Origin of the sequence: Pseudonocardia sp. (assembly GCF_035305885.1) — a bacterium.
Lineage (GTDB): Bacteria > Actinomycetota > Actinomycetes > Mycobacteriales > Pseudonocardiaceae > Pseudonocardia.
The window spans coordinates 23,565-36,122 of record NZ_DATGOP010000122.1 but is presented as its reverse complement, the minus strand read 5'-3'; the positions used below and the strand labels follow the sequence as shown (position 1 = coordinate 36,122).

6 protein-coding genes are annotated in these 12,558 nt (G+C 73.9%); 5 read left to right on the top strand and 1 reads right to left on the bottom strand.

Annotated elements, in window-relative coordinates; translation table 11 throughout:
• Positions 1–56 precede the first annotated feature (56 nt).
• Entirely contained in the window at positions 57–980 is a 924-nt protein-coding gene (locus VKZ81_RS27915) for a TIGR03854 family LLM class F420-dependent oxidoreductase (RefSeq protein WP_324244690.1), read from the top strand.
• 71 nt (positions 981–1,051) lie between these two features.
• Entirely contained in the window at positions 1,052–2,281 is a 1,230-nt protein-coding gene (locus VKZ81_RS27910) for a DUF418 domain-containing protein (RefSeq protein WP_324244689.1), read from the top strand.
• On the opposite strand, the gene VKZ81_RS27905 is transcribed toward VKZ81_RS27910, so the two are convergent.
• Positions 2,245–4,146: a molybdopterin biosynthesis protein gene (locus VKZ81_RS27905; RefSeq protein ID WP_324244688.1), complete on the bottom strand. Its 1,902-nt coding sequence runs from the start codon at positions 4,144–4,146 to the stop codon at positions 2,245–2,247. The genes VKZ81_RS27910 and VKZ81_RS27905 overlap by 37 nt on opposite strands.
• Before the next feature lie 201 nt (positions 4,147–4,347).
• On the opposite strand from VKZ81_RS27905, the gene sbnA reads away from it, so the two are divergent.
• Genes sbnA through VKZ81_RS27890 form a run of 3 tightly spaced genes read left to right on the top strand, consistent with a single transcriptional unit; the run spans position 4,348 to position 12,517 of the window.
• Positions 4,348–5,334: a 2,3-diaminopropionate biosynthesis protein SbnA gene (gene sbnA / locus VKZ81_RS27900; protein ID WP_324244687.1), complete on the top strand. Its 987-nt coding sequence runs from the start codon at positions 4,348–4,350 to the stop codon at positions 5,332–5,334.
• 11 nt (positions 5,335–5,345) lie between these two features.
• Positions 5,346–9,950: a Pls/PosA family non-ribosomal peptide synthetase gene (locus VKZ81_RS27895; protein ID WP_324244686.1), complete on the top strand. Its 4,605-nt coding sequence runs from the start codon at positions 5,346–5,348 to the stop codon at positions 9,948–9,950.
• 29 nt (positions 9,951–9,979) lie between these two features.
• Positions 9,980–12,517, top strand: coding sequence for a non-ribosomal peptide synthetase (locus VKZ81_RS27890; RefSeq protein WP_324244685.1), 2,538 nt, complete (start codon positions 9,980–9,982; stop codon positions 12,515–12,517).
• Positions 12,518–12,558 lie beyond the last annotated feature (41 nt).

The window sequence follows — 12,558 nt, the reverse complement described above, 5'->3', positions numbered from 1 at the left end:
ACGATCTTCGGCGAAGGCACTGACGGTAGCCGCCCGGCCCCAGTAGCGTGATCGGCGTGAAGGTCCGCATCGGCATCGGGTCGGTTCCACTCGCCGGCGGGCCGGGACCCGGCCCCGAGCTGGTCGAGCTCGTCGACGAGCTGGAGGCGCGGCGGATCGACTCGCTGTGGCTGGCCGACCAGGCCTCCGCCCCGGGGATCGACCCGCTGGTCGGGATGGGCTTCGCGGTGTCGCGCACCCGGCAGCTCAAGGCCGGCACCGGCGTGGTCGTGCTGCCGGGCCGCAACCCGGCCCTGGTCGCCGCCCAGCTCGCGTCGCTCACCGCCCTCGCCCCGCGGCGCATCCTGCCCGCGTTCGGCGTGCGGTCCGCGCTCGCGGCGGAGCGGCAGCTCTTCCCGGCCCCGGACGGCGACCGCGCGGCCCTGTTCGACGAGGCGCTCACGGTGGTGCGCCGGCTGCTGTCGGAGCAGAGCGTCACCCACCACGGCCGGTTCTTCCACCTCGACGACGCGTCGGTGGCGCCGCTGCCGCCCCGGCCCCCGGACATCTGGCTGGGCGGGCGCGTCCCGGCCGCGCTGCGGCGGGTCGGCCGGCTCGCCGACGGCTGGCTGGGCAGCTTCGTCACCCCGCGGGAGGCGGGGGCCGCGCGGGCCGCGATCGAGCGGGCGGCCGCCGAGGCGGGCCGCGAGATCGAGGACGACCACTACGGGACCAACATCGCGGTCGCGCTCCCCGACGCGTCCGAGGCCGAGGTCGCCGCGGCCCGGGAACGCGCCGCCCGCCGCAGGCCGGACCTCGACCCCGCCGTCGCGGTGCCGCACGGCTGGGCGGAGGCGCGCGAGCTGGTGCGCCGGTTCGTCGACGAGGGCATCACGAAGTTCGTGGTGCGCCCGGCCACCCCGGTGACCGCGTGGGCCGGTTTCCTCGACCGGTTCGCAGACGAGCTCCGACCGGTGGAGGACGAGCTCAGCGACGAATGAATACCGAGGTCGGGCAGGGATAGACCACCGGCTGGTGACAGCGGCCGACCGCCCCGGGTTGGCTCGACCGCGTGGATCACCGCCTGCGCCCGACGCCCCTGGCCGAGCGCGCGCTCGCGCCCGACCTCGCCCGCGGCGTGATGCTGCTGTTCATCGCGGTCGCCAACACCCACTACTTCGTGCGCGGCGAGCGCTACCTCGCCGGCTTCCCGCTGGACGTCCCGACGCTCGACGCCGCGGTGGCGGGGGTCGTCGCCACGCTCGTGGACGGGCGGGCGTTCCCGCTGTTCAGCCTGCTGTTCGGGTACGGGGTGGCGCAGCTCGCCCGCAGGCACCTGGCGGCGGGGGCGCCGTGGCGGCAGGTCGGGAGGCTGCTGCGGCGGCGCGGCCTGTGGATGGTGCCGATCGGCTTCCTGCACTGCGTGCTGCTCTACGTGGGCGACATCGTCGCCGCCTACGGGCTGCTCTCGGTGCTGTTCGCGGGGGCGGTGCGCTGGCGGGCGTGGGTGCCGCTCACGCTCGCCGGGCTCGTCCTCGCCCTGATCGCGTTCCCGGGGGAGGCCGATCCGACGCTGGAGGACGCCCCGGACCAGTACCTGTTGCCGCCGGACCCGGTCACGGCGGTCCTGGTGCGGGCCACGGTGTGGCCGATGCTCGTGCCGCTGCTCACCGTCGGGCTGCTCGCGCCGTTCCTGCTCGGCGTCCTGGCCGCGCGCAGGCGGCTGCTGGAGGAGCCGGAGCGACACCGGGGGCTGCTCGCCGTGGTGGCGGTCGTCGGGATCGGGGCCGCGGTCGCCGGCGGGCTGCCGCTCGGCCTCACCGTGGCCGGCGTGCTCCCCCTGGGCCCCGACATCGGCCTGCTCGACACCCTGCACGACGCCACCGGCTACCTCGGCGGCCCCGGCTACGCCGCGGCGCTCGCCCTGCTGGCGGCGCGGCTCGGACAGCGGCGGGGCGCGGTGACGCGCGCCGTCGCGGCGGTGGGGCAGCGCTCGCTGACCTGCTACCTGTGCCAGTCCGTGGTGTGGACGCTCGCCTTCGCCCCGTACACGCTCGACCTGGGCGACGACCTCGGTGTGGCGGCGACGGCCGCGCTGGCGGCCGGCACGTGGCTGGCGACGGTGGGCCTGGCCGAGCTGATGCGCAGGCGGGGCATGCGCGGCCCCGCGGAGGTCCTGCTGCGCCGCCTGACCTACGGCCGCGTTCCGACGAACGGCGCGCTGGTCGGATGGGTTCCGACGAACGCGCCGCTCGTCGGAAGGGGTCAGCGGATGCGGCGGCCCATCTCCGCGCAGTCGTAGCCGCCCAGCGCGGTCACCTCCGCCCGGAACGACTCGCGGTCCAGCAGGTCCCACAGCGGCGCGAGCAGCGGGTCGTCGACGGTCTCGGCGCGCAGGACCAGGTCGTAGGGCTCGCGGGCGACCGGCACGAAGTCCAGCCCGAACGCGCGGGCCGCGGCGAGGATGCCCAGCCCGGCATCCGCGCGGCCGGCCGCGACGGCCGCTGCGACGGCGAGGTGGGTGTGCTCCTCGCGGGTGTAGCCGTCGACCTCGGTGGGGTCGATACCGCGGCGGGCGAGCTCGTGGTCGAGCAGCACCCGGGTGCCCGCGCCGCGCTGCCGGTTGACGTAGCGGACGCGCCTGAGGTCCTCGATGCCGGTGAGGCCGAGCGGGTTGCCGGGCGCCACGATCAGGCCCTGCTCGCGGTGCACGAGCCGGACCACGGCGACGTCGACGCCGCCGAGCACCCGGTCCACGTACGGCAGCGTGTACTCGCCGGTGGCCGGGTCGAGCAGGTGCGAGCCCGCGACGTGGCACAGCCCGTCGCGCAGCGCGACGAGCCCGCCGAGCGAGCCGACGTTCGAGCTCGCGAGGGTGAGCCCTGGGTCGTCGCCCCGCAGCGCGGACGCGGCGACGTCGAGCACGAGGTCGTGCGACCCGATCGCGACGATCGTGCGGCCGATCTCGCCGAGGCCGCGCAGCAGCTGCACCTGCACCCGTTCGCCCGCGTGGTGGCCCTCCAGCCCGGCCGGCACCACCAGCAGCCCGTCGGCGCGCACGAGGGAGGTGAGCACGCCCGCTCCGCGCGGCAGCGGGGTCGCGACGATCTCCCCGCCGACCCGCCCGAGCCGCACCCGCACCCAGTCGTCCATCCCGACGGTGGAGGCGAGCTTGCGGGCCAGCCGGGCGGTCGTGACCGGTCGCTCCGGCGGCGCGGCGCCCTCGAGCTCGGCCAGCAGCGGCGCGGCGAAGATCTCGAAGGTCAGCGCGGCCGACACCGGGTACCCGGGCGCGCCGAGCACCGGGGTGGCGTCCACCGCGCCGAGCACGACCGGGTGCCCGGGCCGCACCGCGACCCCGTGCACGGCGAGCGTGCCCGCGCCCGCCACGACCCGGGCCGTGTAGTCGTCGCGGCCCGCGCTGGAGCCCGCGACGAGCACCACCAGGTCCGCGTCGGCTGCGGCCTTGCGCATCGCCTCGGTGATCAGCGCCGGATCGTCCGGGACGATCTCGGTGACGCGCGCGGTGCAGCCCAGCTCGCGGGCCTGCGCGGCGAGCATCAGCGAGTTGGTGTCGACGATCTCGCCCGGCGCGGGCTCGGTGCCGACGGGGCGGATCTCGTCGCCGGTCGGGACGACCACCACGCGCGGCGGGCGCCGGACCACCAGCTCCACCGCGCCCGCCGCGGCGGCCGCCGCGACGTCGACGGGCCGCAGCCGGTGCCCCGCGGGCAGCAGCAGCTCGGAGGCCGCCACGTCCTCGCCGATCGAGCGGACGTGCGCGTACGGCGGCACCGCGGCGCGCAGCTCGGCGGCGTCCCCGACGCGGTGCACGTGCTCGCGCATGACCACGGCGTCGTAGCCGTCGGGCATCGGGTCGCCGGTGTCGACCACGACGAAGTCGGTGAGCAGCACGGGCGTGGTCTCGGCGGCCCCGACGGTGTCGGCGGCACGCACCGCGATCCCGTCCATCCCGGCGCTGTCGTAGGCGGGGGAGGAGCGGCGGGCCCACACCGGCTCGGCGGTCACCCGCCCGACGGCCTCGCCCACGGGCACCCGCACCGCGTCCACCCGCGCGGGGCACCCGGCCGCCGCGCACGCCTCGCGCCACGCGTCGAGGGCCTGGCGGGCGGGGACGTCGGACACGAACGGCGAGTCGGCCACCACGGGGAAACGGTACGCGCCCCGGGTCGTGGCGGGCCCACCCCCGCTCCCGGTGGTGGGGACAACCCCACGGGGATACGGGGGTCCCCGGCACGCGGCGACGTGTTGCCCCCATCGTTCCGGGGCGCCCGGAGAAGCACTCTTGTGCCCGATGACGGACCGGCCCGGACCAAGCGGGTCGGCATTCCGAACGAGGGGGCCATCATGCCGATCATCTCCCTTCCCCAGGAGTTCAACCAGGACGACCTCTACGTCGACCTGCGACCGATCCTCGGCCGCGCGCTCTACCTGAAGTGCGAGGGCTTCAACTTCGCCGGTTCCGTGAAGTTGAAGGCGGCGAACGAGATGGTCACCGCGGCGGAGCGCAGCGGCGTCCTCCGCCCGGGTTCCGTGCTGGTCGAGTCGTCGTCCGGGAACCTCGGCGTGGCGCTCAGCATCATCGCGGCCGGCAAGGGCTACGGGTTCCGGTGCGTCACCGACTCCCGCTGCAACCTCGCGACCCGGCTGCTGATGGAGGCGCTGGGCGCCGAGGTCGTCGTCATCACCGAGCCCGACCCGGAGCACGGGTACCTCGGCGCTCGCCTGAACCACGTCCGCGACCTCTGCGCGTCCGACAAGCGATTCGTGTGGCTCAACCAGTACACGAACCAGAACGCGTGGAAGGCGCACCACCGCACGACCGGCCCGGCCATCGCGCGGCAGTTCCCGGATCTCGACGTGCTCTTCGTCGGGGCCGGTACGACCGGAACGCTGATGGGCTGCGCGCGCTACTTCAAGGACAACCACCCGTCGGTGCGGATCGTCGCCATCGACCCGGTGGGTTCGGTCAGTTTCGGCACTCCCGCGGCCCGCCGGATGCTCCCGGGCCTCGGGATGAACGTGCGGCCCCCGCTGCTGGACGAGGACTACGTGGACGAGGTCGTCCACGTGGCGGAGGCCGACGCGATCCGCACCTGCCACCTGCTCGCCCGGCGCGGGTTCCTGTTCGGCGGCTCGACCGGCACGGTCGTGAGCGGCGCCGCCTCCTGGCTGGCGCGCAACGACGCCCGCGACCTCACCGCGGTGGCCATCTCGCCCGACCTCGGCGAGCGCTACCTCGACACGATCTACCAGAGCAACTGGGTGCGGGACCTCTACGGCGACGACGTGCTCGGCGCCGACCCGCTCTCCACCGACGCCCGCGCCGCCTGAGGGGCAAAGCGATGAGCACGTTGCTGCCCGATCCGCCGGCGCGAGACGTGCAACGGCCCGTCCCGATAGCCGAGCGCGACGACATCCGCCGCTCCATCCCGATGTCCGAGCTCGTGCTGGTCGACCGGTACGAGGCCCAGGGCTGGCGGGTCCGCAAGGACGAGCGGCTCGACCGCCTCTTCGAGGAGCGCTGCGACTGGGTCCGCACCTACGGTCGCGCGGGCCGGCTCGCGGTCGACTCCGCCGACCAGTCGCTCACCTACGACCAGCTCGACGCCCGGGCCAACCAGCTGGCCCGCTTCCTGCGCCTGCGCGGCGCGAACGCGGGCGACCGCATCGGCCTGGCGCTCGACCGCCCGGTGGAGGCGTACGCGGCGGTCCTCGCCGTCCTGAAGATCGGCGCCGCCTACGTCCCGGTGGATCCGGGCTCCCCGGCGCACCGCACGGCCGCCATCGTCCGCGACGCGCGGGTCCGCACGGTCCTGTCGTCGGCCGAGGCCGCCGACCGCGTGGCGCGGGCCGGGCTGCCGGCCGAGGTCGTGCGCCTCGACCTCGCGATGCCGCTGATCGAGGAGCAGCGCCCGTACCGGCTCACGGACGCCGAGCGCGGCCTGCGCGACAGCTCGCTGGCCTCCATCACCTACCGCGAGGGCCCCGACGGCGAGCCCGTCGGCATCGCCGTCGACCACCGCAGCGCCTGCAACTTCGTCAAGGTCGCCGCCGAGGTGTACGGCGTCCGGCCGGGGGACCGCGTCTACCAGGGCGCGCCGATCGCGCACGGCTCCGCGGTCGAGGAGATCTGGGTGCCGTGGGCCGTCGGCGCGACCCTCGTGCCCCGGCCGGCCGGGGTGGACCTGCGCGGGCGCGACCTGCACGCCTTCCTGGGCACGCGGCGCGTCACGGCGCTGGCCGCCGACCCCGCCACGCTGGCCGCGCTCGAGGCGGACCTGCCCGACCTGCGGCTGCTGCTCGTGGCCGGCCCGGCCCTCCCGCAGGACCTCGTGCGGCGCTGGCACGAGCCCGGCCGCCGCCTGCTGGCCGTCTACCGCCCGGACGGGGCGACGGTGTCGGCCGCGTGGAGCGAGCTGCACCCGGACAAGCCCGCGACCATCGGGATCCCCCTCCCCACCTACAGCACGGTCGTGCTCGACGCGGCCGACCCGTTCCACGCGCTGCCGCGCGGGGAGGTCGGCGAGATCGGCATCGCCGGCATCGGGCTCGCCTGCGGCTACCTCAACCGCGACGACCTCACCGAGAAGAGGTTCATCCCCGACTTCCTCGGCATCCCGGCGAACCCGTCCGGCCGGATCTTCCGCACCGGCGACCTGGGGCGGGTCAACCCGGACGGCGAGATCGAGTACCACGGCCGGCTCGACGGGCGGGACGTGACCGACGCCCGTGCGCTCGACGAGGTCGAGCCCGTGGAGCGGCGGCCGCGACCGAGCCCGGTCCCGCGGGCGGCGGCGCCGTCGGTTCCGCCGGACGTCGAAGCGCCGACGCCGGTCGCGCTTCCCGTGCCCGAGCCCGTTGAGCTGCCGGTTCCGGAGGCGGTTGAGCTGCCGGTTCCGGAGGCGGTCGTGCCGCCGGTGCCGCAGCCGGTGGACTTGCCGGTGCCGGAGGCGGTTGAGCTGCCGGTTCCGCAGGCGGTCGCGCTGCCCGTGCCGGAGGCGGTCGAGCTCCCCGTGCCGCAGGCCGTCGAGCTGCCCGTGCCCGAGGCGGTCGAGCTGCCCGTGCCCCAGGCCTTCGACCCGCCGGTGCCGCAGGAGGCCCTCCGCCCGGCCCCGTCCGCCGCCCCCGCGGTGCCGGTGGAGCAGCCGGCCCCGCCCGCGCCGGCGTCGGGCCTGGCGCGCGAGCTCGCGGCCGAGCTGGCCGAGGTCGTCGGCGCCGACGTGCCCGTCGAGGCGCACTTCTTCGACGACCTGGGTGCCGACTCGATGGTGATGGCGCGGTTCTGCGCCCGGCTGCGCAAGCGCGACGACCTGCCCGCGGTGGCGATGAAGGACGTCTACGCGCACCCCAGCATCTCCGCCCTCGCCCGCGCCTTCGCGCCGGCGTCCGGTTCCGTCGACTCGGGGCTCGCCGCCGAGCTGGCCGCGGTGCTGGCCGAGGTCGTCGGGACGGAGGTCGCCGTCGATGCGCACTTCTTCGACGACCTGGGTGCCGACTCGATGCTGATGGCGCGGTTCTGCGCCCGGCTGCGCAAGTGCGACGACCTGCCCGCGGTCGCGATGAAGGACGTCTACGCCCACCCGACGATCGCGCAGCTCGCCGCGGCGTTCGGCGCACCGGTGACCGGTGGCGCCGAGGCGGCCGGCTCGACGGAGCCGCCGGTGCTCGGGACGCAGATCATGCGCGCCGTCCGGGCGGTCCGCAGCGTCCGCGCCGCCCGGCACCGGAAGGCGCCGACCCGCAAGCAGCACTACGTGCTCTGCGGCCTCCTCCAGCTGCTGTTCCTCCTCGTCTACCCGGCTCTGCTCATGCTCGCGGTGTTCGAGGGCTACGAGTGGATCCTCCACAGCCCGGACATGCTCACCGTCTACCTGCGGTCGGTCGCCCTCGGCAGCGCGGTGTTCGTCGGGATGTGCTCTCTTCCGATCCTGCTCAAGTGGGTGCTCATCGGGCGGTGGAAGCCCCAGGAGTTCCCCGTCTGGAGCATGGCGTACTTCCGCTTCTGGCTGGTCAGGACGATCGTCCAACTCAACCCGATGGCGCTGTTCGCGGGCTCGCCGCTCTACGTGGTCTACCTGCGGGCATTGGGCGCGAAGATCGGGCGCGGCGCGGTGATCCTCTCGGCGAGCGTTCCGGTCTGCACCGACATGTTGCGGATCGGCGACGGGGCGGTGATCCGCAAGGACACCCACTTCACCGGTTATCGCGCTCACGACGGCGCCATCCAGACGGGTGCGGTCAGCATCGGCAAGGGTGCCGTCGTCGCGGAAGGGGCGGTGCTCGACATCTGGACGTCGCTCGGTGACCACGCCGAACTGGCCCACTCCTCCTCGCTGCACGCCGGGCAGGCCGTTCCCGACGGGGAGCGCTGGCACGGCTCACCCGCACAGCGGACGGAAGCGCACACCACCCCACCCGATCCGCGCAGGGTCGGCATCGTGCGACGGACCGCCTTCGTCGCGGTGCAGCTCGTCAACCTGCTCCTGATCGGCACACCGTTGGCGTTCAGTGTGCTGATCTTCCTGCTCACCGAGCTCCCGCAGCTCGCCGCGCTGCTCGAACCGGGGCACGTGGCCATGACGAGCGCGACGTTCTACGTCGATGCGCTGCTCATCTCCACCGTGCTGCTGCTCGGCGGCCTGGTGCTCGGTCTCGTGCTCGTCGGAACCCTCCCCCGCCTGCTCAACGTGTTCCTCGAGCCGGACGAGGTCTACCCGCTCTACGGATTCCACTACTGGGTTCATCGCGCGATCGGGCGCATGACCAACCTGACGTTCTTCACGCGCCTCTTCGGCGACAGCTCGTACATCCTCCACTACTTGCGCTGGATCGGCTACCGCTTCCCCGACCGGCAGCAGACCGGTGCGAACTTCGGTGAGGAAGTCAAGCACGACAATCCGTTCCTGAGCACGGTCGGCCGCGCGACGATGGCCGCCGACGGATTGTCGATCATCAATTCGGAGTACTCGAACACGTCCTTCCGGCAGTCTCGGGTGTCGATCGGCGCGCACAACTTCATCGGGAACAAGGTCGCTTATCCCGCGAAGGGCAAGACCGGTGACAACTGCCTCCTGGCGACGAAGGTCCTGGTTCCGCTCGACGGGAGCGAGCGGGAGGGCGTGGGTCTGCTCGGTTCGCCCGCCTTCGAGATCCCGCGGTCGGTGGAACGCGACCGGCAACTCCTCGTGAACGGTGCGGACGACGTGCGCCGGGGTCTGCGGGCCAAGAACGTGCACAACACCATCACCATCGTGCTGGCGCTCGTGGTGCGCTGGATCTACTCCGTCGTGGTCACCCTGCTCTTCATGGCCGCCCTCGACGTCTGGCTGTTGTGGGGCGGGCTGGTGATCGCGGCCGCCGGCGTCTTGACGTTCCTGTTCACGGTCGTGTACTGGGTGGCCGTCGACCGGCTGCTCCGGCCGCTGCAGGCCCTGCGGCCCGAGGGCTGCTCGCTCTACGACCGCGCGTTCTGGCGGCACGAACGCTTCTGGAAGGTGCGTGCCGACGCCTACTTCAACGCGTTCAACGGCACGCCGCTCAAGGGCGTGATGTGGCGGCTGCTCGGCGTGCGGATCGGCCGGCGCGTCTTCGACGACGGCTGCTACATCTCGGAGCGGTCGTTCGTGACCATCGGTGACCGGTGCACGCTCAATGCGGGCAGCGTCATCCAATGCCACTCGCAGGAGGACGGCGGGTTCAAGTCGGATCAGTCGGAGATCGGTTCGGACTGCACCCTCGGGATCGGCGCTTTCGTCCTCTACGGCGTCACGATCGGCGACGGTGCGGTGCTGGCCGCCGACTCCTTCCTCATGAAGGGCGAGGAGATCCCCGCAGGCGCCCGTTGGGGCGGCAATCCCGCCAAGAAGATGCGCGAGCAATCCGCTGACCTGCAGGTGCGCCGGGTCAGCCTCGACGACGACCGGTCCGCGGTTCTCATCCGCGGATGAACGACCCCGGCGAGAAGAGGAACGAATCGATGAACACGCAGATCACCGGCCGGGAGTTCTGGCGGGGCGTCCTCACCGCGGGCGGCGCGACCGCGATCCCGCGGTGGACGCTGGCGCCCGTCGCCGGCACCGCGGAGCACGTCGCCCCGCTGCCCGCCCGCCTCGTCGCGGTCATGCGCCGGCTCGCGGCCACCATGGACCTGCCCGTGCCCTCGCTGGTGCTCGCGGCGCACGCGAAGGTGCTGTCGGCGCTGTCCGGCGAGCAGGACGTCGTCACCGGCTACGCGGCCGGGCCGGGCGGTCGGGCGCTGCCCTGCCCGCTCACCACCGCGCCGGCCACGTGGCGGGCGCTGCTGCGGGCGGTCGCCCCCGTCGAGATGGACGTGGTGCGGCACCGCGCGTTCGCCGTCGATGCGCTGAAGCGCGAGCTGGCCGTCGCCGGTGTCAGGTTCGAGACCGAGTTCGACCCGATCGACACCGTCGACGCCGCGCCCGACCTCGCCGACGACGTCGTGCTGCGGGTGGGGCTCACCAACGGCGCCGGCGCCCTGCGGGTGGTGTACCGCACCGACGCGCTCGACGCCGCGAGCGCCGAGCGCATCGCCGGCTACCACCTCGCCGCGCTCGAGTCGATGGTCGCCGACCCGGACGCCGAGCACGCGCGGGTGAGCCTGCTCGCCCCCGACGAGCTGAACTTCCAGCTCGAGGGCCTCGCGGGGCCGCGCCGGGAGCTGCCGGATCGGCGCGTGCACGAGCTGTTCGAGGAGCGCGTGCGCCGCCACCCCGACGCCGTCGCCGCCGTGCAGGGCGACCGGCGCTGGACGTACCGGGAGCTCAACGCGCGGGCCAACCGGCTGGGTCGGGCGCTGCTCACGCGCGGGCTGCGCCCCGAGGGCGTGGTCGCGGTGGTGACCGAGCGGAACCTCGACTGGATGGCCGCGGTCCTCGCGATCTTCAAGGCGGGCGGCGCGTACCTGCCCGTCGAACCCCACTTCCCGGCCGACCGCATCGGGAGGACCCTGTCCCGCGCGGGCTGCACGCTGGTGCTGACCGAGCCGGGCAGCACCACCACGCTGGACGAGGCGCTCGACACCCTCCCGGGGGTGGAGAAGGTGTTGGTCGACGCGGCGTACGCCGAGGACCACCCCGAGAACGACCTCGGGGTGGCGGTGACGCCCGGCCAGCTCGCCTACATCTACTTCACCTCCGGCTCCACGGGTGAGCCGAAGGGCGCGATGTGCGAGCACGCGGGGATGCTCAACCACATCCAGGCCAAGATCAGCGACCTCGGCATCCGCGAGGGCGAGGTCGTCGCCCAGATCGCGCCGCAGTGCTTCGACATCTCGCTCTGGCAGCTGGTGTCCGCGCTGCTGGTCGGCGGGCGGACCGTGATCGTCGAGCAGGACGTGATCCTCGACGTCGCGCGGTTCGTCGAGACGATCGAGCGCGAGCGGGTCGCGGTCGCGCAGGTGGTGCCCTCCTACCTCGAGGTCGTGCTCTCCTACCTCGAGCAGCACCCGCACGAGCTGCCCGACCTGCGCTGCGTCTCCGCCACCGGGGAGGCGCTCAAGACCGAGCTCGCCCAGCGCTACTTCGCGGTCCGCTCCGGCACCACGCTGGTCAACGCCTACGGGCTGACCGAGACCTCCGACGACACCAACCACGAGGTCATGCACGCGGCCCCGGAGTCCGGCCGGATGCCGCTCGGCCCCGCGGTGCAGAACGTCCACGTCTACGTCGTCGACGACCACCTCCAACCGGTGCCGCTCGGCGCCCCCGGGCTGATCGCCTTCTCCGGCGTCTGCGTGGGCCGCGGGTACGTCAACGACCCCGAGCGCACCCGGGCGACGTACCTGGCCGACCCGCACCGCCCCGGCCAGCGCCTCTACCAGGGCGGCGACTACGGCCGCTGGCGGCCGGACGGCAAGCTCGAGTTCCTCGGCCGCCGCGACAGCCAGGTGAAGATCTCCGGCTTCCGCATCGAGATCGGCGAGATCGACAACACCCTGCTGCGCGTGCCCGGCGTCCGCGACGGCGCGGTCGTGGTGGCCCAGCGGCCCGACCGCGGCGAGCACCTGGTCGCCTTCTACACCGGGGAGAAGCCCCTCGACGTCGACGTCCTGCGCGACCGGCTCGGGGCGTCGCTGCCGCACTACATGGTCCCGGTCGCGTTCCACTGGCGGGAGAGCCTGCCGCTCACGCCCAACGGCAAGATCGACACGAAGGCGCTCACGGCGCTGGCGGCCGAGCTCGCGGCCACCGGCGACGAGGACGGCCACGAACCGCCCGCCACCCCGACCGAGGTCCGGCTCGCGTCGGTCTGGGCGCGGATGCTCGGCCTCGACGCCGACCGGATCGGCAGGCGGGACCACTTCTTCGACCTCGGCGGCTCCTCGCTCACCGCGGTGAAGCTCGCGGTCGCCCTGAACCGCGTCGTGTCGCTCAAGGACGTGATCGCGCACCCGGTGCTGGCCGACCTCGCCGAGCTGGTCGACGGCCGGAACGCGCCGGCCCCCGAGCCGGCGGACGCCACCGCGAACCTCGCGGCGACCTGCCGATACGCCTGATTGATCCGATCCGAGTCACCACGCGAGAAGAAACCGACGAA

What these genes read in the sequence shown, in the direction of transcription:
- VKZ81_RS27890 (WP_324244685.1), top strand. Translation starts at nt 9,980, where the DNA reads ATGAACACGCAGATCACCGGCCGGGAGTTCTGGCGGGGCGTCCTCACC.
- VKZ81_RS27895 (WP_324244686.1), top strand. Translation starts at nt 5,346, where the DNA reads ATGAGCACGTTGCTGCCCGATCCGCCGGCGCGAGACGTGCAACGGCCC.
- sbnA (WP_324244687.1), top strand. Translation starts at nt 4,348, where the DNA reads ATGCCGATCATCTCCCTTCCCCAGGAGTTCAACCAGGACGACCTCTAC.